Below are 22,061 nucleotides of genomic sequence, written 5' to 3'. Positions count from 1 at the left end.
TCAGGTACCCGTCGCACGGCTGTCGCGCGGCTGCTGCCGGCGGGAGCGACCGACCCAGGGCAGGTCGGGCAGGTTGTCGCCGTAGGTCTCGTGGACCCACGGATAGCTGCACAGGGACTTGGTCATCATGCTGGCGCGCACGTCCACGTCCGGCATCACGTTCTGGCCGGCCTCGTGGAAGCCGAAGCTGCCGTGGAACAGCAGGGCCGGGTCGGCGCCGTGGTCGAGGAACACCTCGCAGCACAGCTGCGGGTAGCGCAGTTCGGCGTAGCTCTGCACGTCGGCGTAGAACGCGCGGCCCACGCCGCCGCCACGGCGCCGGCTGGCCACCACGATCCGGTCGATATAGAAGAAGTGGGGGTAGCGCGCCTTGAACCAGGCAAAGTTGCTGCTGTCGTGTTCGGCATCGCTGCCGAAACCGACCAGGAACCCGGCCAGGTTGCCGTCGCGCTCGGCGACCCGGAAGTACTCGGCGCTGTCGAAGAAGCCGCGCAGCTTGGCGGCATCCAGGGGCAGGATCGCCGAGCCGGCGTTGTTGTTGAGCGCCAGGACCGAGTCCAGCTCGTGTTCGCGCACGTCGCGGATGACGATGGACATGGGGGTAAAGCCGACTCCGTGAGGGGCGTTGGTGCTGTAGCGGGGCCGGCGGTGCGACCAGCCGGGATTATCGCACGGGGGCCAAGCCCGGGCGAGGGCATGACTTCCGTCCGCGGCGGCGCGGCGAATGGCCCCGTAAGATGCGGTCATGTTCGGACGTCTCAGCCATACCCGCCTGTTGCGCTATGCCGGCCTGTTCACCTGGGCGATGGTCGGCGTGCCGCTGGTGTATTCGCAGTACGTGCCGGCCTATGGCAGCGAGAACCTCGCCGCAGACAGCGGCCGTACCGCCTGGCTGTTCGGCTGCTACCTCGGCTTCGGCGCCTGCTACTGGTGGCTGACCCGCGGGCTGGGCCATGCGGCGGCCAACTGGACGGACCGGGTGCTGCTGCTGGTACTGACCGTGCTTGCCCTGGGGGTGAGCTATTTCAACGAATCCGGGCTGGGCAGCATCCTGCTGATGGTGGCGGCCGGGGTCATTCCGTGGCTGTTGCCGGCCACCGCGGGCGTCGTCCTGCTGCTGGCGAGCCAGCTGGCCGTGCTTCCGATCTATTACAACGTCTTCCGGATGCCCCTGTTCGAGGCGTTGATGCAGTCGCTGCTGTACGGCGGCTTCTCGATGTTCATTTACGTGACCAGCCTGGTCGCCAAGCAGCAGGCCCAGGCCCGCGACGACCAGCGCCGGCTCAACGCCGAACTGCGCGCCACCCGCGCGCTACTGGCAGAGAGCGCCCGGGTCAACGAGCGCACCCGGATTTCGCGCGAGCTGCACGACCTGCTCGGCCATCACCTGACGGCGCTGAGCCTGAACCTCGAAGTGGCCAGCCACCTGACCGAGGGCCGGGCCCAGGAGCACGTGCGCCAGGCCAAGACCCTGGCGCGGCTGCTGCTGACCGACGTGCGCGAGGCGGTCAGCCAGCTGCGCGACGCCAGCGGTGGCATCGACCTGTCGGCAGCGCTGCGGCCGCTGGCCGACCACGTGCCCGCGCTGGACATCTCCCTGGACATCGAGTCGCCGCTGGCCATCGATGATCCCGAACGCGCCCACGTGATGTTGCGCTGCACCCAGGAAATCATCACCAATGCCGTGCGCCACGCCAGCGCCCGCCACCTGTCGATCCGGGTCTGGCGCGAGGCCGGGGCGATCCTGCTGGAGGCCGTCGACGATGGCCAGGGGGCGGATGGCCTGGTGCCCGGCAATGGCCTGCGCGGCATGCGCGAACGGCTCCAGCAGTGTGGCGGTACCCTCGAAATCCAGACCCGCAGGGGCGCCGGCTTCCGGCTGCGCCTGTCCATTCCCGTCTCCACCCCGGCCCACCCGGCCATCGAAGGAGCGCTTCCATGATCCGAGTCTGCCTGGTCGACGACCAGACCCTGGTCCGCCAGGGCATCCGTTCCCTGCTGGCGCTCGATGGCGGTATCGAAGTGATTGCCGAGGCCGGCGACGGCCGCCAGGCGGTCGAGCTGATCCCGCAGGTCAAGCCGGACGTGGTCCTCATGGACATGCGCATGCCGGCGATGTCCGGGCTGGAAGCCCTGCAGGTGCTTTCGCGCCTGGAGCAGCTGCCGCCGACCATCATCCTGACCACCTTCGATGACGACCAGCTCGTGCTGGCCGGGCTCAAGGCCGGGGCCAAGGGCTACCTGCTCAAGGACGTCTCGCTGGAGCAGCTGGTGGGCGCGATCCGGACGGTGGCCGACGGCGGTTCGCTGGTGCAGCCGGCGGTCACCCAGCGCCTGCTCTCGGGCCTGGAGCACATGCGCAACGATTTCGTCAGCCTGGACCGGCCGGACCCGCTGACGGACCGCGAGACCGAGATCCTGCGGCTGATGGCGTCGGGCTTCTCCAACAAGGAGATCGCCAATTCGCTGGGCGTGGCCGAGGGCACGATCAAGAACCACGTGTCCAACATCCTGAGCAAGCTCGGCGTGCGCGACCGCACCCGCGCGGTCCTCAAGGCGTTCGAGCTCCAACTGGTCTGAGGGTCAGGATGTCCGGCCCGCCGCAGCGCGGCGGGCGTTCGCAGGCGCGCGAGCCGGGGGCTCGCAAGCCGCGCCCGCTCACCCTGAGCAAGCTCGGCGTGCGCGACCGCACCCGCGCGGTCCTCAAGGCGTTCGAGCTCCAACGGGTCTGAGGGTCAGGATGTCCGGCCCGCCGCAGCGCGACGGGCCTCGGGGCCAGGGCGGCCGGGCAGCCTGCGATTGCGCGGACACAGGTCCGTTCAGCGGGCGTCCGGCCCGGGCAGGAACTTGGGCGCGCCCGCCCTGTCCATGGGGGACATCCGGCGAGCCGGGTGTAAGAATTCCGTTTATCGTGGCTCCGTCCTCGCTGCTGGCTGCGCGCGGACGGCGAAGCCTGCTACGATTCGCGGCTCGCATTGCCAACTTGCCGTGGATCGGCGCCGGAGACTGCTGAATGACCCGCATTATCGAGTTCCTGATCGCCTTGGGCATCGTTGCTGTTCTGGCCCTGGCGGTCGGTCTGGTTCTGCCTTCGCACCGGCACATTTCGGAGAGCGTCGAGACCAACCGCAAGATGACCATCGCCTATGACACGGTGAACAACCTTCGCCGCTTCAAGGACTGGAACCCGCTGGTCCTGCGCGATCCGAAGATGCAGCTGAACGTCACCGGTGCCGAGTCCGGCGTCGGCTCCCGCCTCGACTACGCTTCCACCGAAGCGCACGTCGGCCAGGGCAGCTGGGAGATCGTCGAAAGCGTCCCCAACGAGAAGGTCGTGATCAAGGTCGAGGACGAACGCCGCGGCAGCGACAAGACCGTGCAGTTCCTGCTCGAGCCGACCGGCAAGAACAACCGCAACGTCAAGATCACCCAGACCTACGACGTCGACTACGGCTGGAACCTGCTGGGTCGCTACGCGGGCCTGTACGTCAGCCGCCACGTCGGCGACGACGTCAAGCTGGGCCTGAGCCGCATGGCCAACATGCTGGCGACGGTGCCGAACTTCGACTATCGCGCCGAAGGCGTTCCGCTCACCGGCCTGAAGATCGTCGACGTGCCCGCGCTGGACCTGCTGGTGGTCAACGCCGGCAACATCGAGCGCAACAACGAGGCGATCAAGCAGTCCATCAAGAACAACCAGGAATGGATCAAGCGCACGCTTGAAGCCAACCCGGGTCTTGAAGCTGCTGGTCCGGTGCGCATCATCACCACCGATTTCGGCGCCGAGAAGTACGCGTTCGACGTGGCCGTGCCGGTCCGCCGCAAGGTCGCGCAGGCCGTGCAGGCCCCGCTGGCCGGCGAAACGCCGGAGCCGGAGACCGATACCCCGGCCGAAAACGTCGCCGAGCAGCTGGCCGCCGAAGGCGAGCCGCTGAAGGTGACGGTGCCGGCAGGCGCTCCGGTCGAGTACATCCGCACCGAGCCGCGCCGCGCCGCGTTCGCGTCCTACACCGGCTACATGGCCGAGCTGGATGCCGCCCGCAACGCGCTGCGTGCCTGGTCGCTGACCCACGGCTACGAAGTGACCGATCGTCCGTACGAGATCTGGAAGGGTGGCATCGACAAGTCCTTCACCGCCGAAGGCACCTACGACATCTACTGGGCAATCAAGTAACCCGGGGCCGGCATCGCCGGCCGGGATACGGATCCACGAAAAGCGCCGCGCAAGCGGCGCTTTTTCGTTTAGGCTCGCGGCCAGCGCGATGACGACGGGGCAGGGTGATGCAGCGGAACGGACCGGCGGGAGCCTGGCTTGCGGCGAGCGGTGCGGTACTGGCCGCGCTGGCGATCGGAGCCTCGGCATACGCGGCCCATGGCATCGCCGATGCGCACGCGCGCGGCAACCTGCAGACCGCGAGCCTTTACGCGTTCGCCCACGGCGCGGTGCTGGTGGCCTTGGCCCAGGCGCCGGCGCGCCGGTTGCGCTGGCTGGCGCTGGCGGGCCTGTTGCTGGGCACGCTCCTGTTCGCCGGCAGTCTGGCCGGGGGCGCGCTGCTGGGCTGGCCCACGCGGCTGGCACCGTTCGGCGGCACGCTGCTGATGGCCAGCTGGATCCTGCTGGCCGTCGATTCGGTGAGGCGCTGACCATGCCCCGCCATGCGCGCGGGTTCGACGTGGACGCCGCCTACGAGCACCTGTCGCGGCGCGACCGCAAGCTCGGCGCGTGGATGAAGCGGCTGGGGCCGCTGCCGGCCGAACCGCGCTGGCGCAAACCATTCGATCCTGTCGATGCGCTGGCCCGCGCAATCCTGTTCCAGCAGCTGTCGGGCAAGGCCGCTTCAACCATTGTCGGTCGCGTGGAGACTGCGATCGGCAGTACCCGCCTGCACCACGACACCCTGGGCCGGATCGACGACACCGCGTTGCGTGCCTGCGGCGTTTCCGGGAACAAGGCCCTTGCGCTGCGCGACCTCGCCGCGCGTGAGGCGCAGGGCGAGATCCCGGACCTGCGTCGCATGTCGACCATGCACCAGGACGAGATCGTCGCCGCGCTGGTGCCGGTACGCGGCATCGGCAGGTGGACGGTCGAGATGATGCTGATGTTCCGCCTCGGGCGGCCCGACGTCCTGCCCATCGACGACTTGGGCATCCGCAAGGGTGCGCAGAAGGTGGACAGGCAGGAAGCGATGCCGACGCCGAAGGAGCTGCTCGCGCGCGGCGAGAAGTGGGGGCCTTACCGCAGCTACGCCAGCCTGTACCTGTGGCGCATCGCCGACTTCACCACCGAAACGAAGAAGCCCGTCAACCGTTCCCAGGATTGACCGGAGCCCGGCGGCGCAACGACATCCGCAACAGCGCATCGTCGCGGCGTACGTGGTGGTGGTAGATGGCCGCCAGCGCATGCAATCCGACCAGCCAGTAGCCCGCCACGGCGATGCGTTCGTGCCAGCCCTCAAGGCTTTCGGCCAGGCCTGGCTGCGCGGGAATCAGGAGCGGCAGCTGCATCCCGGCGATGGCCGGGGCGTGACCTTCGGCATTCAGGATCAGATAGCCGATGACGGGCATCGCCAGCAGCAGGCCATACAGCACGAGTGCGACGAGCGCGGCCATCATCGACTGCCACTTAGGCGGCTGCGGCGTGATCGGCGGAATGCGGCCGGACAGGCGCAGGCCGAGGCGCAGCCAGGTCAGGGCAAAGACCGTAATGCCCAGGAAGTAGTGCGCCGTTTTCATCGCGTCGCGGGGTGCGCTGCCGCGCGGGAACACGCCGCGCAGTTCCATCGTCGCGTAGACCGCGATCAGCAGGAGCAGGGTGATCCAGTGCAGCGCGATGATTCCACGCGGGTAACGGGCAGGTGGCTGCTGGGGCACGATGGCGGCATGGCGATGGGGATGGGCTGGAGTATCTGCCCATCCAGGCCCGGCCTCTTGATCCAGGTCAAGCCGACCAGCGCCGGCGCTGGTTCAACCGGCGAAACTCCAGTGCCACGGCTCGTACACGATGCCGTGCGGGTTTGCGCGCGGGTAGCTCATCGTGAACCCGTGCGCGGCGGCATGGCTCGACAGCCAGGCGAACGCCGGCGTGGCCTCGAACGATTCCTCCGCCGCCGGCTCGCCCGGGGTGCCGATGTCCAGTGCGCGACCACCGTGGTGTTCGCTGTAGCCCGGAGCGGCATTCACCGCGAGGATCTGCGCGAGCGACTGGCCGCGTGCGAATTTCCGCTCGAAGATGCCCAGCTGGTAGTCGTGGCTGCGATAACCGGAAATGGATTCGAGCCCGATGCCGTCCGTCGCGGCGGCGCGACGCATCGCCTGCCAGGATCGCGCTGCGACCGGTTGCAGCCACAGGGGGCGGCGATAGCGATCGAAGTCGGCCAGCAGCAGCCACTCCGGCTCGGCGACCAGCGACAGTCCGGTACGACGCGCATAACCGTCGTCGATACCCAGCGCCTCCAGCCGTTCCTGCAGGCGGTGCAGCGGCAGCGTCCGCGGCGCACGCGCCGGACCGCGCCTGCCATCGGCTTCAAGCAGGTCCAGCGCCTCGTCGATGCCGGCTTCGTTTGCCAGCCGCGGCACCAGCGGCAGCAGGCCTTCAGGCAGCGCCGCGGCCAGGTAGCGGCCATCGCGCTTGCGCCGCAGGACGGCATGGGCGCGCGACAGTGCGCGCGCGTCGGCATTGCCGCGGGCCCGGAGCAGCGCCGCCGGCCACAGTTCGATGTCGGCGGTGTTCAGCAGGCGGGCGTGGAGCGGGGCGGGGTACGTTCGCATCGACGCAGGTTAGCCACGCCCGCCCGACATCGCCAGCGCGCGCAGGCGCGCGAGCAGTGCGGCCGGATCGGTCGCTTCGAGGAGCAGGTCGTGCTTGCCGCTGCCGGGCAGCCACAGCTTGCGGCGGCCGTCGGCGATGGCGACGAAGCTGCGCCGCCGGTTGCGCAGCAGGAACCAGCCGCTGTGGAAGCCGGGCAGGCCGAAGCCGTTGGTCTTGAGCATCGTGCGCAGTTCGGTGTGCTCGTCCAGGTCGACGATGCGGGCCTGGTCCAGCTTCAGCTCGCGCAGCGGGATGCGGCAGCGGTAGAAGCTGGAGCGTACTTCCAGCAGTTCCGGCGACAGGACCAGGGCCTGCCGGCGCATGAGCCTCGCCAGTACCCACCAGAGGACGCCGCATAGCAGGGCGATGCCGCCGAGGGTGGCAATCAGGGTCAGTGGCAGGCTGCCCGCGATCAGTTTCAGCGGCCCGCCGGCGAGCACCGGTACAGCCACTGCCAGGGTAGTGACCAGCACCGGCAGGACGAAGGTCAGCGCGAACAGCCAGAAGCCGGCGCGGCTGCCGGGCGCGGCCAAGGTCAAGGATGCGTCCTCGCGGCGATCGGTCATGGCAGGGCTCCGGGCCAAAGCAGGGGAACGGCGACGTGCAACACGATGTCGGCGCTGAAGTGCGCGAGCATCGCCATCTCCAGGCCGCGCTTCCAGTACAGCCAGCCGAAGGCGAGCCCGGCGATGCCGTTGAGCAGCAGCGTGCGCAGCACCACCACCGGCTCCAGGCCCCAGATGTTCGCCGCTGCGGGCAGGTGTCCGGCGCCGAACAGCAACGCGGCGATCACGATGGCCAGCCAGTAGGCCCAATCCGGCAGCGCTGTCCGCCGCCGCCGCGCCACAATCCAGAGCAGCAGGGTCATCAGGAACAGCCGCAGCAGCAATTCCTCGACGATGCCGCCGTAGAAGGACGCAAGGAAGCCGTTGAACGCTGACAGGCCCGCGGTCGCCGACGCGGGCGGATGCAGCATCGGCGGCATCGCCCGGTCGAGCAGCGGTGCCACCGCCAGGATCGCCAGTGCGGCCGCGATGCCCAGGAGCACGGCGTGCAGCGGTTTCAGGCGCGCCCAGTCCGGGCGCCGCCGCGCCACCAGCCAGGCGTGCAGCACCGGGCTGCCCAGTCCCACGCGGTGGCCCATGCGCAGCCCGGCCCACGCCAGCAGGCCGACCAGTACCAGCGCCTGGGCGCCCTGTGCGGCGGCAATTACGCCGAGCGGCAAGCGGACCCGGGTGAAGGCGTCCGGCATGGTCTGGGCGAGGTAGGGCATCAGCGCGGCGGCAGACAGGCCGGCGAGCACGCCCCAGGCCGCGGCGATCTTCAGGTCCTCGATCGCCGAGGCGGGAGCGATGGAGCTCGGGTGCGCGTGCGGCACGGGCGGCCTCGAATACTGCGCGGGTCAGCGCAGCGCCAGCGCCACGCCGGCAAGCAGCGCGCTGCCCGAAGCGACCACGAGCGCGATGATGAGCGGCCTCGCGCGGGACCCATGGCGGCGTTCGATCAGGTGGACGATATGCAGCATGGGCGTACTCCGTCAGGCTTCGCGTTTGAACACCGCCAGCAGCGCCATCATCGGGCCGGGCGATACGATCTGGACCAGCTCCCAGCCCAGCTGTCCCTGGCGCGCCAGGGCTTCCTGCAATGCGTCCTGCTTGAACGAACCCATCAGGCTCGGCTTGAATTCGACCACCTGGTACTGCCAGCGCGTGCTCATCCTTCGTCCTCCTGGTCATCGGCCGGCCTGGGCAGCCGGCCTGCCTTGCGCAGTGCGTCGCGCAACACGTACTCGATCTGTGCGTTGAGGCTGCGCAGCTCGTCGTCGGCCCACCGCTGCGCCGCCGCCAGCACGTCGGCGTTGACCCGCAGGGGATAGGCCTTCTTCTCCGCCATCGTCAGCGCTTCCCGCCGCTACGCCGCAGGTGCAGGACCACCGACACCAGAAGCGCGTTGACCGCCACCACCATCGCCACCACCACCGTGGTCACGGCGGTGGTGCTGCCGCCGGCGAAGTAGAGGCCGATCGCGCCGCCCAGCATCGCCAGGGCGACCAGGGCCCAGCGCAGCGCAGCGCCGCGGCTGTGCGCATCGTCGGCGCGCGCGTACCAGGCGGCGATACCCAGTGCGGGCATTCCGCTCATGGCGATGACCAGTGGCACGAGTGCTTCCACCGGCGGCGCCTCAGTACAACGAGCCGGCGTTGAGTACCGGCTGCATGCCGCGTTCGCCGCACAGCACGACGAGCAGGTTGCTGACCATCTGCGCCTTGCGCTCCTCGTCCAGCTGCACCACGCCGTTCTTCTGCAGCTCGGCCAGGGCCATCTCGACCATGCCCACCGCGCCGGCCACGATCCGCGTGCGTGCGGCGATCACCGCGTTGGCCTGCTGCCGCTGCAGCATCACCTGGGCGATTTCCGGCGCGTACGCCAGATGGCTGATCCGCGCTTCGATCACCTCGACGCCGGCGGTGCCCAGGCGTTCGGCGATCTGCGCCTGCAGGTGGTCGGAGATTTCCTGCGGATGGCTGCGCAGCGCGGTCTGGCCCTCGTCGTGCTGGTCGTAGGGATAGCTGGCCGCCATCGCCCGCAGCGCCGATTCGGACTGGATGTGGACGAAGTTTTCGTAGTCGTCGACGTTGAACACCGCCTCGGAGGCATCCACCACCTGCCACACGATCACCGCGGCGATCTCGATCGGGCTGCCGTCCAGGTCGTTGACCTTGAGCTTGCCGCTCTCGAAGTTGCGCACGCGCTGGCTGATCTTGCGCTTGGAGTAGAAGGGGTTGTTCCAGCGCAGGCCGGCTTCCTTGACCGTGCCCACGTACTTGCCGAACAGGCTCAGCACCGCGGCCTGGTTGGGCTGGATCGAGTACAGGCCGGTGATGGCCAGGATGATGGCCAGGGCCAGCACGGCCGAGGCGATGACGGACATGCCGCCGCCCTCCATGCCGGCCACGCCGACGCCACGGGCGAACAGCCAGGCCGCCGCCAGACTGGCGAGCAGGGCCACGATGAGGACGGGAATGCCGGGCAGGGAACGGATCGGAAGCTCTTTCATGGCGGATCTCCTGGGTCGCCGACAAAAGATATCATTGTGATATCAGTTGTCAACGGCCGCGGGTACAGGGCCTTGGAGCTGATCCGGGGCCTGCCAGCCCGCGGAGCGTGCCTGACCGGGCGCAGGGACTCCCCCGGCTAAACTGTCCGGCCCTCACTCCCGTCCTGCCGCCATGGTCCGCATCGGAACCCCGCTATCCCCCCACGCCACCCGTGTCCTGCTGCTGGGGTCGGGCGAACTGGGCAAGGAAGTCGCCCTCGAGCTGCAGCGGCTGGGCGCGGAAGTGATCGCCGCCGACCGCTATGCCGATGCGCCGGCGATGCAGGTCGCCCACCGCAGCCACGTGCTGGACATGCTCGACACCTTCGCCCTGCGCGAACTCATCGCACGGGAACAGCCGGACCTGATCGTCCCGGAGATCGAGGCGATCCATACCGAGACCCTGATCCAGCTGGAGAAGGAGCACGGGCAGAAGGTGATCCCGACCGCGCGCGCGGCGCGACTGACCATGGACCGCGAGGGCATCCGCCGGTTGGCCGCCGAAACCCTGGGCCTGCCGACCTCGCCCTATCGCTTCGTCGACACCCTCGACGAGTACCGCGCCGCGATCGCCCTGGTCGGCCTGCCGTGCGTGGTCAAGCCGGTCATGTCGTCCTCGGGCAAGGGCCAGAGCACGGTGCGCACCGAGCACGAGGTCGAGGCGGCCTGGGAGTACGCGCAGACCGGCGGCCGCGCCGGCGCCGGGCGCTGCATCGTCGAGGGTTTCGTCGACTTCGACTACGAGATCACCCTGCTGACCGTGCGCCATGCCGGCGGCACCTCGTTCTGCGAGCCGATCGGGCACCTGCAACGTGACGGCGACTATCGCGAGAGCTGGCAGCCGCAGCCGATGTCGCCGCTGGCGCTGGAACGCGCGCAGGCGATCTCCCGCGCGGTCACCGACGACCTGGGCGGCTGGGGCGTGTTCGGCGTGGAGCTGTTCGTGAAGGGCGACGAGGTGTGGTTCTCGGAGGTATCGCCGCGACCGCACGACACCGGGCTGGTGACGCTGGTTTCGCAGGAACTGAGCGAGTTCGCGCTGCATGCGCGCGCGATCCTGGGCCTCCCCATTCCGGTCATCCGGCAGAACGGGCCTTCGGCTTCATGCGCACTGCTGGCGCAGGGCCATGGCGTGCCGGTGTTCTCCAACGTGGAGGCCACGCTGCAGGCGCCCGACACCGCATTGCGCCTGTTCGGCAAGCCGCGCGTGGAAGGCCATCGCCGCGTGGGCGTGACCCTGGCGCGCGCCGACGGCATCGACGCCGCGCGCGCGGTGGCCCGTGATGCGGCAGCCGCGATCGGGATCGAAGTCCTGCCGGAATAATCGGGGGCGCTCGCTGCGCCGCCGTTGCCCTCACAACGCCAGGTCGACCCACACCAGGTGGTGGTCGCTGCCGTCGGCGATGGCGGCGGCCGGGTCGGTCGACGCGGGCCAGAACACGCCGCTTCCGCGAAGTTCGAAGCCGGTCGACGGCAGCACGTAGTCCAGCCGCATCGCGCCGGCCTTCGGTCCGAAGTCGCCGGTCACGTGCTCGGGCGCGCCGCGCCGCTGCAGGCCCTTGGCCGCGTATGCGCGCGCGGTTTCCGCACCGCCCTCCGAACGCGGCGTGGCCATGCGCAGCACGCGCGGATGCTCGAGCAGTTCCACGATCGCTTCGTGGTGGCCGTCGCCATCGGCCGGATCGTTGTTGAGGTCGCCGGCGATCACGAAGCGCGCATCGCCGGCCAGGCCGCCGCAGCGGCCCGCGTCGTCGCACAGCCAGGCCTGCGTCCCCGGCAAAAGGTACTCGCGCCACAGGCGGATCTCGTCGGCGTTGCGCAAGCCATTGCGGTCTTCCGGGCCATCGAAGACAGGTGGGGTCGGGTGCGAGACCAGGAAATGCACGGTGCCCGACGGCGTGCGCACCGGCACGTCCCAGTGCGACTTCGACGACAGGCGCAGCTGCGCCCAGACCGCATCGTCGTGCCAGTACCTGCCGGTCTTCGGATCGACCGGCCGCTGCGCGCCGGGCATCGCCGCCCAGCGCAGCAGGCGGAAACTGCGCGCCTGCGCAGCGTCGATCGGATGCTTGGACAGCACCAGCATCCCGTACTGCCCCGGGTGCAGGCCGTAGCCCCAGGCATCGTTGCCACGGTCGCGGCCTTCGCCTCCGATCGTGCCGTTGCGGTCCAGGTCCAGGCCGCTGGGCACGCCGGTGTTCACTTCGGCGAAGTAGCGGTACGGATAGTGCAGTGCCTCGCCGCCGCTCGCCTGCGGGCGTTCCAGGTAGTCGCGCTGGAACAGGTCGGCGGCCATGCCGCCGGCGTCGTAATCGAACTCGTTGAGCAGGACCAGGTCCGGGCGCACCTGCTGCAGCACCGCTGCGATCTTGCGGGCGCCGGCGTCGCCGGCCTGCAGGCGCCGCACCAGGCCGCCATCGGCGTCGTCGTACAACGACGTGTTGTAGGTGGCCACGCGCAGCGTCGTGGGGGCGGCGGTCGTTTCGGGGACGGTGCCGTTGCCGGCGCAGGCGGACAGGATCAAGGCGAGGGTGGCAAGCAGGAGGCGGGCGGAGGTCGGCATGCGCGGATTCTGGCACGCCGGGGTGGCGCGGATGCGACAGGCAGTCGAGGTGCCTCCACGCGCCTCAGCCGGTGAACCGGCGCCAACGCCGCCCGTCGAACGCCTCCAGCGGCTGGAAGCGTCGCTTGTAGTCCATCTTGGCGTGGTCCTGGATCCAGTAGCCCAGGTAGAGATGCTCCAGGCCCTCGCGTTGTGCCCATTGGATCTGGTGCAGGATCGCCAGCGTGCCGAGGCCGCGCTCCGGCAGTTCCGGATCGTAGAAGGTGTAGACCGCAGACAGCCCGCTGCCGACCCGGTCGGTGACCGCCACCGCAAGCAGCCTGCCGGGGCCATCTTCGCCGGCCTCGCGCATTTCGATGAAGCGCGTGTCCGACCAGCTGCCGACCAGGAACTGGTCGAACTCGGCGGTGCCATGGCCGTCCATGCCACCGTCGCGGTGGCGTGCGCCCAGGTAGCGCTGGTACAGCGCGAAGTGTTCGCTCGTGCGCCGCGCAGTTGCGATCCGCGTCTGGACCGTGGCGTTGCGCGCCAGGCAGCGGCGCTGGCTGCGGTCGGGCTCGAACGCGGCTACGGGGATGCGCACGGCCACGCAGGCCCGGCATTGCGCGCAGTGCGGCCGGTAGACCAGGTCGCCGGAGCGGCGGAAACCCCAGTCCAGCGCCTGCGGATAGATGTCGGGCAGGCGCGGGTCGCGCGGATCGAGCACCAGGTCGCGCGCGCTGCGCTCGGGCCAGTAGCCGCAGGGATGGCCTCCGGTCTGGAACAGGCGCAGGTCGTCGGTCGGGGAGGAGTCGTTGCCCATGGCAGTGCGGTCGACGGATGGCCGCAGCATAGCGCCGTCGGCCAGGGTGGGCGCCGTGCGGCGCTGGCCGGCTGCTGGCTGAACGGAACCGGCGGGCGGTCAACGGCGGGGAGCCGCCGACGTTTTCCCCGGTGTGGCCATCGAGTCCACGACTTCTGGAGAACCCCGTGAACAAGACCCCTTCCCTGATCGCCGCGGCGCTGTTGGCCATCACCGCCGGCACTGCCCTGGCGCAAACCCAGCCTGCGGCTGCCGGCACGCCGCATCCGGTGAAGGCGCACAAGCCGCTGGATACCAACCAGGACGGCCTGGTCGATCGCGCCGAAGCCGCCGCGCATCCGCGCCTGGCCGCGCAGTTCGACACGCTCGACAAGAACAAGGACGGCAAGCTCGATCGTGGCGAGATGCCGCGCCGCTCGCACGACGGAAAGCGGCACGGCCACCCGTTCGCCGAGCTGGACAAGGACAAGGACGGCCGCATCAGCAAGGCCGAAGCCGCGGCGGAACCGAAGTTCGCCGAACGCTTCGAGCGCATGGATGCCAACAAGGACGGTTTCGTCGACCGCGCCGATCGCGAGGTGGCGAGGAAGCAGCGCCGTGACGAATGGTTCGTTGCGGCCGACAGCAACAAGGACGGCAGCCTCAGCCGCGCCGAGTACGACGCCGCGCATGCCAAGCGTGGCGGTGAGCGGGGCGGGCGCGGTCACGGCGCCGCCGGCAGCCCGGCCAAGCAAGCCAGCGCGAAGTAAGCGCATCGGACGGTGGTCCGGGCCCGCGCAGGCGGGCCCGTCAGCCGGCGGGCGGCGGGGTGATGCGTACGCGCACTTCCTCGTCGTCGCCGGCTTCTTCCGTTCCCGGGGCCGGCTGCGCGGTGGACGCTTCCGGCGTGGCGGGCGCGACCGGCGGATGCGGCTTGCGTCCGATCCAGATGAACATCGCGACCGCTGCGATCCCCAGCAGCAGGCCGATGCGCACGCGCCAGGCCCAGCGCTTGTCGCCGCCTTCGGTGGCGTCGAAGCGCGAGGGCAGTGCTTCGGTCGCCGGTGTCGGCAGGCCCGAATACGACGTGCGCGTGGTCGCCAGCAGGCCGGCCTCGCGCAGCAGTTCGCGCGCGCGCGGCTGGTCTTCGGCCTTGCGCACCCACACTGCCGGCTGCTGGTTGGCGGGGACCGGTTCGGAGTAGCTGAACTGGCCGCGGCGCCGGCCGCGATAGGAGCGCGGCTGGCTGATGTAGATGTCGATGCCCGCGTCCTGCAGCAGGCGGGCGACGCCTTCCACGGTTTCCAGGCGCTGGCTGGTGAAGACCTGGCGCATCGTCAGTCCTTCGCCGGGACCAGGCGCGCGCTGTCCGGATCGGGCACCACGCGGATCAGGCCCTCCTGGGCGGTGCTGGCCACGAGCCGGCCCTGGCGATCGAACACCTGGCCACGGGCGAGGCCGCGCGAGCCCTCGGTGCTCGGGCTGTCGAGCGAATACAGCAGCCACTCGTCGGCGCGGAACGGACGGTGGAACCACAGCGCGTGGTCGAGCGAGGCCATCTGCACGTTGGGCGTGTAGTAGCTGATCCCGTGCGGGAACGTCGCCGTGCCGAGCAGGTGGAAGTCCGAGGCGTACGCCAGGAGGGCCTGGTGCAGCTGGACCGGGATCTCGCCGGCGTTCTCGCGCAGGCGGAACCAGACCTGCTGGTAGGGCGGACGCTTGGGCGGATTGAGTTCGTCGCGCGGATAGACGTGGCGGAACTCGAACGGGCCGCCGCGCGACAGCCAGCGCTGGACCTTGGTCGGCAACGTGGCCATCACCTCCGGCGGCACCGGCGGCGCGGGGATGATGTCCTCCGGCTGCGGAACCTCGGGCATCTTCAGCTGGTGCTCGGCGCCGGGCTCGTCGTCCTGGAACGAAGCGGCGCAGAAGAAGATCACCTTGCCGTGCTGGATCGCGGTGATCCGGCGCACCGAAAAACTTCCGCCATCGCGGGTGCGGTCCACGTCGTAGACGATGGGATGCTCGATGTCACCGGCGCGCAGGAAATAGGCATGCAGCGAATGCGCCCGGCGGCCGTTGTCGATGGTGGCCTGTGCGGCCGCCAGCGCCTGGCCCAGCACCTGCCCGCCGAACACGTACTTGGTGCCGATGTCGCGGCTCTGGCCACGGAACAGGTTGTCTTCGAGCCGTTCCAGGGCGAGCAGGTCGATCAGTTCGGAAACCACGGGGCCAAGGGCGGAAGACAAGGGCGGAGCCATGCACGGGAGTGAGGGGGGCAATTATACCGGCGCGGTGACCGTGTCCCGACGGACGTAGACGCGGGCCCCAGGGCCATGATGGCCGGGCCCGTGCCGACCTCGCCGGACTCGAAACCGCCCTGCTGTCGCCGTGCGGGCAGCGTCGGTGTCGCGGGCTAAACCCCGCTCCTACAAGGCTGCGTGGCTCCCGTAGGAGCGGGCATGACCGCGACACCGAGGGCCGCTGGGTCGCGAGGCCGCCACCCGAGTCATGGGAACGCGTGCCCCGGCCGGACTGAACGCTGCTCCTACAGGGGCAGGCGCGGCAGCGGCACCGCCGCCAGCACGCGATCCCACGGAAACTGCGGGCCCGGATCGAGCTTGCGCTGCACGAGCACGGCCGGATCGTCGCTGGCCGGCACCCGGTCGCGGTCCAGGTCCTCGTGGCCGGCGACGTGGCGCAGCCCGGGCAGGTCGCCGGCCAGACGGTTCAGCAGCGCGACCAAAGCGTCGACCTGGGCGTCCGGATAGGGTTCGGCCATCGCCTGGTGGCGCGAGTCCAGCCAATGCGGATAGCGCCCGGTGTTGACCAGCTCGATGCCGATCGCGCGCGGGTTCCAGCCCCGCACGTGGTGTGCGCTGCGGTCCTCGGGCACGTAGCGCAGCACCGTGCCGTCGCGGTCGATGTAGTAGTGGCCGCTGTTGCCGGTGCCGCTGTCGTAGAGCACGCGCTCGCCGTACTCGCGAGCGGTGGCCAGGTCGGGCAACTCCGTGCAGTGGATGACGACCAGGTCCACCTGCGCCAGCGGGCGCGTTTCCAGGCGTTCCACGTACGGCAGCGGGGCGTCGATGACAGTCAGTGCGTGCAGGGTCGACATGGGCCGGGATGCTAGCATTCACGCATGCCTGCACTCTCTTCGCGCCCCGATCCGGACAGCCCGCTCGGCAAACTGATGGCGACCCTGCCGCAAGGCGGTCGCGTGGAATGGATCGGCCTGCGGCCGGCCCGCGAAACCGCGATGATCGAGGTCGACGCGGTCGAGGCCACGGCTGGCGCCGGGTTGGCGGGCGACCGCTACAAGAGCGGCAGCGGCAAGCGCGGGATCACCCTGATCCAGGCCGAGCACCTGCCGGTGATCGCGGCCCTGTCCGGGCATGCGCAGGTCGCCCCGGCCACGCTGCGCCGCAACCTGGTCGTTTCCGGCATCCCGCTGGTAGCGCTGAAGGGGCGCCGCTTCCGCATCGGCGAGCTGGTGCTCGAGGGCACCGAATCCTGCGATCCGTGCTCGCGCATGGAAGAGGCGCTGGGCGCGGGCGGCTTCAACGCCATGCGCGGACACGGCGGCCTGTGCGCACGCATCGTCGAGGGCGGCACCCTGCGCCTGGGCGACACGGTGCAGGCGCTGTGAGTCGCGGCCACTGCATCCTGTCGCATGGCTTCGAAAGCGGCCCGGACGCGACCAAGGTGACCGCGCTGGCCGAAGCCGCCGAACAGTTGGGCTGGACCACCGAGCGCCCGGATTTCACCGACCTGGATGCGCGCCAGGACATCAGCCGCGTAGGCGACGTCCCGGCCCGACTGCAGCGCCTGCTCGACATCGCCGGCGCAGCCGTTGCGCGCGGAGGTCCGGTCGTCCTGGGCGGCTCCAGCCTGGGCGCCTATGTTTCGGCGATCGCTTCGTTGCAGGTGCCGACCCGCGCGCTGTTCCTGATGGTGCCGCCCTTGCGGATGGGCCCGATGCCGGCGCTCGATGCCGCGCCCGTGCCGACCTCGGTGGTGCATGCCTGGCACGACGAGCTGATCCCGGCGAACGAGGTGATCGACTGGGCGCGCGCGCGTTCGGCGCGTTTGCTGCTGCTCGACGACGGCCACCGCCTGGCCGGGCATGTCGACGCGACCGCACGCGCATTCGCCGAACTGCTGCGCGACCTGTAACCGCTGCGACATGGCGGCGGCCACTGCCGCCGCTTTCCCGCCGCCGGGCCCGGCCCGCGCGGCGTTCCCTGTTTTCATTCGAGGTCTGCCGTGAAGTTCTTCGTCTCCTGTGCCAAGGGCCTGGAATACCTGCTGGCCGACGAGCTGGTCGCGCTGGGTGCGGAAAAAGCCACCGCCACCATTGCCGGCGCCAACCCCGAGGGCACGCTGGCCGATGCGCAGCGCGCGGTGCTGTGGTCGCGACTGGCCAGCCGCGTGCTCTGGCCGCTGGCCGAGTTCGATTGCCCGGACGAGCAGGCGCTGTACGACGGCGCCTCCAGGCTGCCCTGGCACGAGCACCTGCGCGAGGGCGACACCCTCGCGGTCGATGCGCACGTGTCCGGCGAGGCGATCACCCATGCGCGCTTCGCCGCGCAGCGGGTCAAGGATGCGGTGGTCGACGTGTTCCGTGCGCAGGGCCTGGAGCGGCCGTCGGTGGACGTGGACGCCCCCGGGCTGCGCCTGAACCTGTCGCTGCGCAAGGGCCGGGCGACGCTGTCGGTGGACCTGGGCGGCGGTCCGCTGCATCGCCGCGGCTGGCGCGCGTCGCAGCACGAGGCGCCGTTGAAGGAGAACCTGGCCGCGGCCGTGCTGCTGCGTGGCGGCTGGCCGGCGATCTACGCCGAAGGCGGCGCTCTGCTGGATCCGATGTGCGGCAGCGGCACTTTGCTGATCGAAGGCGCGCTGATCGCTGCCGACATGGCGCCCGGCCTGGGGCGGATGTCGAAGGTGCAGGAAGCCGCGCCTGGTGCGGCGAGCGGGACCGCAGCCGGCCCGTGGCAGGCGGCGATGGAGCACGTGGCTCCCTCCTCGGAGGCGCAGGTCCCGGACCCGGCGATAGATGCGCCCGTGCCCACGCGCTGGACCGGTTTCGACACCGTCACGTGGTCGGCCCTGGTGGCCGAGGCGCGCACGCGTGCGCAGGCCGGCCTGGCCGCATTGCGCCCGGCGTTCCATGGCAACGACATCGACGCCCAGGCCATCGCCGCGGCGCGTGCCAATGCACAGGCGGCGGGCGTGGCCGTGGCGATCGATTTCCAGGTGCGCGACATCGACGCGCTTCCTGTCCTGGAAACGGCGCGCGGCCTGGCCGTGTGCAATCCGCCCTACGACCGCCGCCTGGCGGCCGATGGCGCGCTGTACCGGCGCCTGGGCCAGGCCCTGCAGCGCGCAGTGCCTGACTGGCGCGCCAGCCTGCTCTGCGGCGACGCCGAACTTGCCCACGCCACGGGCCTGCGTGCGGCGAAGAAATACCAGCTGTTCAACGGTGCGCTGGAGTGCGCGCTGATCATCTGCGACCCGGTACGCCCGCCGCAGCGCGAGGTCGTGCCGCGCGAACTGTCAGAAGGCGCGCGCATGGTCGCCAACCGGCTGCAGCGCAACCTGCGCAAGCTGAAGAACTGGCGCAGCGGCGAGGGCGTGACCTGCTTCCGTGCCTACGACGCCGACATCCCCGAGTACGCGTCGGCGATCGACGTCTATGCCGAGGACGGGGGCGAGCAGCGCACGTTCCTGCACGTGCAGGAATACGCGCCGCCGGCCGAAATTCCCGAGGCCGACGTGCGCCGGCGCCGAGGCGAACTGGTCGCCGCCGCACGCGAGTTTTTCGCCGTACCCGCCGAGCGGGTCGCACTGAAGACGCGCGAGCGCGGCAAGGGTGGCTCCAAGTACGGGAAGTACCAGCAGCAGGGTGAGCGCATGGTCGTTCGCGAGAACGGCGCGCGCTTGTGGGTGAACCTGTTCGATTACCTGGACAGCGGCCTGTTCCTGGACCATCGCCCCTTGCGCCGGCAGATGGCCGTCGAGGCGCGCGGCAAGCGCTTCCTCAACCTGTTCTGCTACACCGGCGTGGCCAGCGTGCAGGCCGCGGTGGCCGGCGCCGCGTCGACCACCAGCGTCGACCTGTCGGCAACCTACCTGCAGTGGTGCGCCGACAACCTGGCGTTGAATGGGATCGGCGGCGAGAAGCACCGGCTGGTCCAGGCCGACGTGCTTGCCTGGCTGGACGCGGAGCGGCACCGCTACGACGTGATCTTCTGCGATCCGCCGACGTTCTCCAACTCCGCGCGCGCCGACGACTTCGACATCCAGCGCGAGCACGTGCGCCTGCTGCAGGCGGCGATGGCACGGCTGGTTCCCGATGGCGTGCTGTATTTCTCCAACAACTTCCGCCGCTTCCGCCTGGACGAAGCGGCCGTGGCGCAGTTCGCGCAATGCGAGGAGATCAGCGCGCGGACCATTCCGCCGGACTTCGAGCGCAACGCGCGCATCCATCGTGCCTGGCGCCTGCAGCACCCGGCGACCTGATCGATCCACGGCGGCCCGGGGACGGGGCGCGAAAGATCAGGGCCCGGTCGCGCGCTCCACGCCGTGGCCGCCGGGCTCGTGCCAGGCATGGAAGGCCTGCAGCGCGCGCGCGGCCAGCGGCTGCCCGTACAGGAATCCCTGCGCCATCGGGATGCCGGCGTCGCGCAGGACCTGGGCCTGCTCCGGCGTTTCAACGCCCTCGGCGATCACCTGCAGGTTGGTGGTCGCCAGCAGGGCGGCGAGGCCTTCGAGCCATTCCGGCCGAGGCTGCCCGGGCGCGATGCCGGCGACCCGCGTGCGATCGATCTTGATGATGTGGAACTTGCAGCGCGCCAGGATCGCCAGGTTGGCGCTGTCCAGCATCACGTCGTCCAGGGCGAAGCGCACGCCGCTGCGCGCGGCTTCCTCCATCTCGGCCATGCCCATGCCATCGGGAATGCCGCGCTCGGTGACTTCCAGCACCAGCTGCTCGCGCAGGGTCTGTTGGTAGCCGGTCTTCATCGCTGCGTACTCGATGCCGCCCCGGCCCAGCAGCGCCGGTGGCACGTTGATGCCGATGAACACATGCGGGCGTTCCAGCAGCCACGGCCCCAGTTCGCGGGCGGCCGTCTCGATCGCGTGGTAAGTCAGCAGGCCGCCCAGCGCGCTTTCCTCGGCCAGCGGAATGAAGTCGCGCGGGCCGACCATCCGACCCAGCCGCTTCCAGCGAAGCAGCGCCTCGCAGCCGACGCATCGTCCATCGGCCAGCGAGACGATCGGCTGGTACTGGAGGAAGAACTCCCCGCGTTCCAGGCCTGCCTGGATGTCTTCCGGAGTGATCATGGCGCCTCCTGCTGCCGGACCCAGAATAGCAGGGGTCCGGCGGTGGCGCGGCGCCCCGTCCGGGGCTGCGGGCAGGGGGCCTCAGTCGCCGATCAGCAGCACGAACGGCCCGATCTGGGAGTTCATCTGCAGGGCCAGGCTGCGATCGCGGTCTGCGACGAGCTGCGCGGCCGGCGTGGCCAGGTCGGGTGGGAACGCGCGGTACTGCACGTCGTCGGGCAGCACGTTGCGAACCACGTAGCCCATCAGCACGTTGACCACTTCGCCCAGCCCGTCCAGCGCGAGCGCGTCATCGCAACGCTCGGGTCCGATCTTCAGGAATGCGCAGACCATCGCGCGCATCGTGGACAGGTCGCAGGCCATGCCGATGAACAGCGGCTGCTCGCCGTCGATGCGCACATGCGCCACGTGTGGATAGGCAGCCAGCTGCCCGGGATCGAGCAGGCCGGCGGGCTGGCACTGGCTGTCGAGCATGCGCGGGAACAGGCGTCCGCACAGGGCGATGGCGCCATTGGCGAAGTCGGCCAGGGCGTGGTCGGCCACGCCCACGGCAAGGGCATGGTTCGCGGCGTCCTGGTCGGCGCGGTGCACCGCCAGTTCCGACTCGAGGGTTGCCGCATCGACGACGCCCTGTTCCACCAGCACCTGGCCGAACAGCTTGCGCCCGGCCTTCTGCGCGGCCAGCAGGACTTCGACCTGGGCCGGTTCCAGCAGCCCCAGCTCCAGGGCGATGTCGCCGAAGCGACGATCATCCGCGCGCTGGCGATCGTTGATGCGCCGTGCCTGTGCCTCGGTGAGCAGGCCCTGGCGCACGGCCAGTTCGCCCAGCAAAGGGTTGGAAGCGCGCTGCGCCTCGGTTGCCGCCAGCAGCTGCTGGGGCGTGATCACGCCACGCTCCATCAGGAACTGGCCCAGGAATTTGACAGCCATTCGATGCCCCTCTGCGATTGTCCGGATGATAGCCGCTGGTCAGGCGAGCGCGTCGCGAAGGACACGCTCCATCGCATCGGGGTCGATGGGCTTCTGCAGGTAGGAGCGTGCGCCCAGGCGCAGGCACTCCTCGATGTCGCTCTGCGCGCCCAGCGAACTGAGGATCACCACCTTCGCCTGCGGATCCAGCTCGAGGATCTTCGCCAGCGCCTGGCGGCCGTCGCATTCGGGCATGACCAGGTCCAGCAACACCAGGTCCGGCTTCAGCGCCTGGTACTGGCTGACCGCATCGTGGCCGTTCCCGGCTTCGCCCGCCACCTGGAAACCCGCTTCTTCCAGCTGGCCGGCCGCAAGCATGCGCAAGGCGCGCGAATCGTCGCAAAGCAGCACGGTCGGTCGTGCGGTCATGTCGTTTCCCCTGTTGGAAGGCGACCGCATGAGCGGCCCGTTGTGGGATAGCGGCCGGGGGGTGAGGTTCTTTAGGGGGCGCAACCGTACGCGCCGCAGGACTTCGTAGGAGCGGGCATGACCGCGACACC

At 70.0% G+C, this 22,061-nt stretch carries 29 protein-coding genes; 11 read left to right on the top strand and 18 right to left on the bottom strand.

Going from position 1 to position 22,061, the window contains the following annotated elements; translation table 11 throughout:
* The gene (locus CSC65_RS13635; RefSeq protein ID WP_162411128.1) at positions 1–597 is read right to left on the bottom strand and encodes a GNAT family N-acetyltransferase; all 597 of its coding nucleotides are present in this window, start codon (positions 595–597) and stop codon (positions 1–3) included.
* A gap of 148 nt (positions 598–745) precedes the next feature.
* Here CSC65_RS13635 and CSC65_RS13630 point away from each other — a divergent pair, with 148 nt between their 5' ends.
* From CSC65_RS13630 to CSC65_RS13605, 6 genes are all read left to right on the top strand, one after another.
* Complete coding sequence (locus CSC65_RS13630) at positions 746–1,942, top strand: sensor histidine kinase (RefSeq protein WP_162411127.1); 1,197 nt, start codon at positions 746–748, stop codon at positions 1,940–1,942.
* Positions 1,939–2,580, top strand: a complete 642-nt coding sequence (locus CSC65_RS13625; RefSeq protein WP_162411126.1) for a response regulator — start codon at positions 1,939–1,941, stop codon at positions 2,578–2,580. The genes CSC65_RS13630 and CSC65_RS13625 overlap by 4 nt, the downstream gene beginning before the upstream one ends.
* An 8-nt stretch (positions 2,581–2,588) precedes the next feature.
* Entirely contained in the window at positions 2,589–2,732 is a 144-nt protein-coding gene (locus CSC65_RS16385) for a transcriptional regulator (protein ID WP_162411125.1), read from the top strand.
* A 281-nt stretch (positions 2,733–3,013) separates the two neighbouring features.
* A complete protein-coding gene (locus CSC65_RS13615) occupies positions 3,014–4,174 on the top strand; it encodes a polyketide cyclase (RefSeq protein ID WP_162411124.1) in 1,161 nt (386 codons plus the stop codon).
* Positions 4,175–4,281: 107 nt separating this feature from the next.
* The gene (locus tag CSC65_RS13610) at positions 4,282–4,644 is read left to right on the top strand and encodes a DUF423 domain-containing protein (protein ID WP_162411123.1); all 363 of its coding nucleotides are present in this window, start codon (positions 4,282–4,284) and stop codon (positions 4,642–4,644) included.
* Between the two features lie 2 nt (positions 4,645–4,646).
* Positions 4,647–5,321, top strand: a complete 675-nt coding sequence (locus CSC65_RS13605) for a DNA-3-methyladenine glycosylase family protein (protein ID WP_162411122.1) — start codon at positions 4,647–4,649, stop codon at positions 5,319–5,321.
* Here the strand turns inward: CSC65_RS13605 and CSC65_RS13600 are convergent.
* The 9 genes from CSC65_RS13600 to CSC65_RS13565 form a co-directional block, all read right to left on the bottom strand.
* Positions 5,302–5,871, bottom strand: a complete 570-nt coding sequence (locus CSC65_RS13600; RefSeq protein WP_162411121.1) for a cytochrome b — start codon at positions 5,869–5,871, stop codon at positions 5,302–5,304. The genes CSC65_RS13605 and CSC65_RS13600 overlap by 20 nt on opposite strands.
* Before the next feature lie 93 nt (positions 5,872–5,964).
* On the bottom strand, positions 5,965–6,768 hold the full coding sequence (locus tag CSC65_RS13595) for a M15 family metallopeptidase (protein WP_162411120.1): 804 nt from the start codon (positions 6,766–6,768) through the stop codon (positions 5,965–5,967).
* A 9-nt stretch (positions 6,769–6,777) separates the two neighbouring features.
* Entirely contained in the window at positions 6,778–7,374 is a 597-nt protein-coding gene (locus tag CSC65_RS13590; protein WP_162411119.1) for a PH domain-containing protein, read from the bottom strand.
* Positions 7,371–8,186 (bottom strand): CPBP family intramembrane glutamic endopeptidase, encoded by an 816-nt coding sequence (locus CSC65_RS13585; protein WP_238390405.1) that lies wholly within the window; start codon positions 8,184–8,186, stop codon positions 7,371–7,373. Before CSC65_RS13585 ends, CSC65_RS13590 begins: the two co-directional genes overlap by 4 nt.
* Before the next feature lie 24 nt (positions 8,187–8,210).
* Positions 8,211–8,333: a hypothetical protein gene (locus CSC65_RS16295; RefSeq protein WP_274379416.1), complete on the bottom strand. Its 123-nt coding sequence runs from the start codon at positions 8,331–8,333 to the stop codon at positions 8,211–8,213.
* A gap of 12 nt (positions 8,334–8,345) precedes the next feature.
* A complete protein-coding gene (locus CSC65_RS13580; RefSeq protein WP_162411118.1) occupies positions 8,346–8,525 on the bottom strand; it encodes a DUF4177 domain-containing protein in 180 nt (59 codons plus the stop codon).
* Positions 8,522–8,701 (bottom strand): type II toxin-antitoxin system antitoxin, encoded by a 180-nt coding sequence (locus tag CSC65_RS13575; RefSeq protein ID WP_162411117.1) that lies wholly within the window; start codon positions 8,699–8,701, stop codon positions 8,522–8,524. The genes CSC65_RS13580 and CSC65_RS13575 overlap by 4 nt, the downstream gene beginning before the upstream one ends.
* 2 nt (positions 8,702–8,703) lie before the next feature.
* Positions 8,704–8,979: a hypothetical protein gene (locus CSC65_RS13570; protein WP_162411116.1), complete on the bottom strand. Its 276-nt coding sequence runs from the start codon at positions 8,977–8,979 to the stop codon at positions 8,704–8,706.
* Between the two features lie 10 nt (positions 8,980–8,989).
* A complete protein-coding gene (locus CSC65_RS13565; RefSeq protein WP_162411115.1) occupies positions 8,990–9,865 on the bottom strand; it encodes an SPFH domain-containing protein in 876 nt (291 codons plus the stop codon).
* Positions 9,866–10,037: 172 nt separating this feature from the next.
* On the opposite strand from CSC65_RS13565, the gene purT reads away from it, so the two are divergent.
* Positions 10,038–11,228, top strand: a complete 1,191-nt coding sequence (purT, locus tag CSC65_RS13560) for a formate-dependent phosphoribosylglycinamide formyltransferase (protein ID WP_162411114.1) — start codon at positions 10,038–10,040, stop codon at positions 11,226–11,228.
* A 30-nt stretch (positions 11,229–11,258) separates the two neighbouring features.
* Here purT and CSC65_RS13555 read toward each other — a convergent pair whose 3' ends face one another.
* Together CSC65_RS13555 and CSC65_RS13550 are read right to left on the bottom strand one after the other, a co-directional pair.
* Positions 11,259–12,467, bottom strand: a complete 1,209-nt coding sequence (locus CSC65_RS13555; protein WP_162411113.1) for an endonuclease/exonuclease/phosphatase family protein — start codon at positions 12,465–12,467, stop codon at positions 11,259–11,261.
* A 64-nt stretch (positions 12,468–12,531) separates the two neighbouring features.
* A complete protein-coding gene (locus CSC65_RS13550) occupies positions 12,532–13,269 on the bottom strand; it encodes an arginyltransferase (protein WP_238390404.1) in 738 nt (245 codons plus the stop codon).
* Between the two features lie 167 nt (positions 13,270–13,436).
* On the opposite strand from CSC65_RS13550, the gene CSC65_RS13545 reads away from it, so the two are divergent.
* The gene (locus tag CSC65_RS13545) at positions 13,437–14,018 is read left to right on the top strand and encodes an EF-hand domain-containing protein (RefSeq protein ID WP_162411111.1); all 582 of its coding nucleotides are present in this window, start codon (positions 13,437–13,439) and stop codon (positions 14,016–14,018) included.
* 40 nt (positions 14,019–14,058) lie between these two features.
* Here CSC65_RS13545 and CSC65_RS13540 read toward each other — a convergent pair whose 3' ends face one another.
* From CSC65_RS13540 to CSC65_RS13530, 3 genes are all read right to left on the bottom strand, one after another.
* Positions 14,059–14,583 carry a hypothetical protein gene (locus CSC65_RS13540; protein ID WP_162411110.1) on the bottom strand — a complete coding sequence of 175 codons (525 nt, stop codon included), beginning with the start codon at positions 14,581–14,583 and terminating at the stop codon, positions 14,059–14,061.
* A gap of 2 nt (positions 14,584–14,585) precedes the next feature.
* Positions 14,586–15,509 carry an acyl-CoA thioesterase II gene (gene tesB, locus CSC65_RS13535; protein ID WP_162411109.1) on the bottom strand — a complete coding sequence of 308 codons (924 nt, stop codon included), beginning with the start codon at positions 15,507–15,509 and terminating at the stop codon, positions 14,586–14,588.
* Between the two features lie 287 nt (positions 15,510–15,796).
* Positions 15,797–16,366, bottom strand: a complete 570-nt coding sequence (locus CSC65_RS13530; protein ID WP_162411108.1) for an N-acetylmuramoyl-L-alanine amidase — start codon at positions 16,364–16,366, stop codon at positions 15,797–15,799.
* Between the two features lie 24 nt (positions 16,367–16,390).
* Here CSC65_RS13530 and CSC65_RS13525 point away from each other — a divergent pair, with 24 nt between their 5' ends.
* The 3 genes from CSC65_RS13525 to rlmKL all read left to right on the top strand — a co-directional run bounded on the left by CSC65_RS13525 (position 16,391) and on the right by rlmKL (position 19,770).
* Complete coding sequence (locus CSC65_RS13525) at positions 16,391–16,897, top strand: MOSC domain-containing protein (RefSeq protein WP_238390403.1); 507 nt, start codon at positions 16,391–16,393, stop codon at positions 16,895–16,897.
* The gene (locus tag CSC65_RS13520; RefSeq protein WP_162411107.1) at positions 16,894–17,424 is read left to right on the top strand and encodes an alpha/beta hydrolase; all 531 of its coding nucleotides are present in this window, start codon (positions 16,894–16,896) and stop codon (positions 17,422–17,424) included. The genes CSC65_RS13525 and CSC65_RS13520 overlap by 4 nt, the downstream gene beginning before the upstream one ends.
* Positions 17,425–17,514: 90 nt before the next feature.
* The gene (gene rlmKL / locus CSC65_RS13515) at positions 17,515–19,770 is read left to right on the top strand and encodes a bifunctional 23S rRNA (guanine(2069)-N(7))-methyltransferase RlmK/23S rRNA (guanine(2445)-N(2))-methyltransferase RlmL (RefSeq protein ID WP_162411106.1); all 2,256 of its coding nucleotides are present in this window, start codon (positions 17,515–17,517) and stop codon (positions 19,768–19,770) included.
* Positions 19,771–19,806: 36 nt separating this feature from the next.
* On the opposite strand, the gene CSC65_RS13510 is transcribed toward rlmKL, so the two are convergent.
* From CSC65_RS13510 to CSC65_RS13500, 3 genes are all read right to left on the bottom strand, one after another.
* Positions 19,807–20,592, bottom strand: a complete 786-nt coding sequence (locus CSC65_RS13510; RefSeq protein ID WP_162411105.1) for an EAL domain-containing protein — start codon at positions 20,590–20,592, stop codon at positions 19,807–19,809.
* An 81-nt stretch (positions 20,593–20,673) separates the two neighbouring features.
* On the bottom strand, positions 20,674–21,522 hold the full coding sequence (locus CSC65_RS13505) for a cyclic di-GMP-binding domain-containing protein, MshE-related (protein ID WP_162411104.1): 849 nt from the start codon (positions 21,520–21,522) through the stop codon (positions 20,674–20,676).
* 39 nt (positions 21,523–21,561) lie between these two features.
* Complete coding sequence (locus CSC65_RS13500; protein ID WP_162411103.1) at positions 21,562–21,930, bottom strand: response regulator; 369 nt, start codon at positions 21,928–21,930, stop codon at positions 21,562–21,564.
* Between the last annotated feature and the right edge of the window lie 131 nt (positions 21,931–22,061).

It is taken from the genome of Pseudoxanthomonas daejeonensis (assembly GCF_010093205.1).
Taxonomy (GTDB): Bacteria; Pseudomonadota; Gammaproteobacteria; order Xanthomonadales; family Xanthomonadaceae; genus Pseudoxanthomonas; species Pseudoxanthomonas daejeonensis.
The sequence above is the reverse complement of the archived record's forward strand: the minus strand, read 5'-3'. Positions and strand labels throughout refer to the sequence as shown.

Excerpts from the sequence above, each read along its gene's own strand:
- CSC65_RS13630 (WP_162411127.1), top strand. The coding sequence starts at position 746 with ATGTTCGGACGTCTCAGCCATACCCGCCTGTTGCGCTATGCCGGCCTG.
- CSC65_RS13530 (WP_162411108.1), bottom strand. The coding sequence starts at position 16,366 with ATGTCGACCCTGCACGCACTGACTGTCATCGACGCCCCGCTGCCGTAC.
- CSC65_RS13510 (WP_162411105.1), bottom strand. The coding sequence starts at position 20,592 with ATGATCACTCCGGAAGACATCCAGGCAGGCCTGGAACGCGGGGAGTTC.
- CSC65_RS16295 (WP_274379416.1), bottom strand. The coding sequence starts at position 8,333 with ATGCTGCATATCGTCCACCTGATCGAACGCCGCCATGGGTCCCGCGCG.
- CSC65_RS13580 (WP_162411118.1), bottom strand. The coding sequence starts at position 8,525 with ATGAGCACGCGCTGGCAGTACCAGGTGGTCGAATTCAAGCCGAGCCTG.
- CSC65_RS13595 (WP_162411120.1), bottom strand. The coding sequence starts at position 6,768 with ATGCGAACGTACCCCGCCCCGCTCCACGCCCGCCTGCTGAACACCGCC.
- CSC65_RS13610 (WP_162411123.1), top strand. The coding sequence starts at position 4,282 with ATGCAGCGGAACGGACCGGCGGGAGCCTGGCTTGCGGCGAGCGGTGCG.
- CSC65_RS13625 (WP_162411126.1), top strand. The coding sequence starts at position 1,939 with ATGATCCGAGTCTGCCTGGTCGACGACCAGACCCTGGTCCGCCAGGGC.
- CSC65_RS13525 (WP_238390403.1), top strand. The coding sequence starts at position 16,391 with ATGCCTGCACTCTCTTCGCGCCCCGATCCGGACAGCCCGCTCGGCAAA.
- CSC65_RS13555 (WP_162411113.1), bottom strand. The coding sequence starts at position 12,467 with ATGCCGACCTCCGCCCGCCTCCTGCTTGCCACCCTCGCCTTGATCCTG.
- tesB (WP_162411109.1), bottom strand. The coding sequence starts at position 15,509 with ATGGCTCCGCCCTTGTCTTCCGCCCTTGGCCCCGTGGTTTCCGAACTG.
- CSC65_RS13615 (WP_162411124.1), top strand. The coding sequence starts at position 3,014 with ATGACCCGCATTATCGAGTTCCTGATCGCCTTGGGCATCGTTGCTGTT.
- CSC65_RS16385 (WP_162411125.1), top strand. The coding sequence starts at position 2,589 with ATGTCCGGCCCGCCGCAGCGCGGCGGGCGTTCGCAGGCGCGCGAGCCG.
- CSC65_RS13565 (WP_162411115.1), bottom strand. The coding sequence starts at position 9,865 with ATGAAAGAGCTTCCGATCCGTTCCCTGCCCGGCATTCCCGTCCTCATC.
- CSC65_RS13590 (WP_162411119.1), bottom strand. The coding sequence starts at position 7,374 with ATGACCGATCGCCGCGAGGACGCATCCTTGACCTTGGCCGCGCCCGGC.
- CSC65_RS13605 (WP_162411122.1), top strand. The coding sequence starts at position 4,647 with ATGCCCCGCCATGCGCGCGGGTTCGACGTGGACGCCGCCTACGAGCAC.
- CSC65_RS13540 (WP_162411110.1), bottom strand. The coding sequence starts at position 14,583 with ATGCGCCAGGTCTTCACCAGCCAGCGCCTGGAAACCGTGGAAGGCGTC.
- CSC65_RS13500 (WP_162411103.1), bottom strand. The coding sequence starts at position 21,930 with ATGACCGCACGACCGACCGTGCTGCTTTGCGACGATTCGCGCGCCTTG.
- CSC65_RS13505 (WP_162411104.1), bottom strand. The coding sequence starts at position 21,522 with ATGGCTGTCAAATTCCTGGGCCAGTTCCTGATGGAGCGTGGCGTGATC.
- purT (WP_162411114.1), top strand. The coding sequence starts at position 10,038 with ATGGTCCGCATCGGAACCCCGCTATCCCCCCACGCCACCCGTGTCCTG.
- CSC65_RS13550 (WP_238390404.1), bottom strand. The coding sequence starts at position 13,269 with ATGGGCAACGACTCCTCCCCGACCGACGACCTGCGCCTGTTCCAGACC.
- CSC65_RS13635 (WP_162411128.1), bottom strand. The coding sequence starts at position 597 with ATGTCCATCGTCATCCGCGACGTGCGCGAACACGAGCTGGACTCGGTC.
- CSC65_RS13575 (WP_162411117.1), bottom strand. The coding sequence starts at position 8,701 with ATGGCGGAGAAGAAGGCCTATCCCCTGCGGGTCAACGCCGACGTGCTG.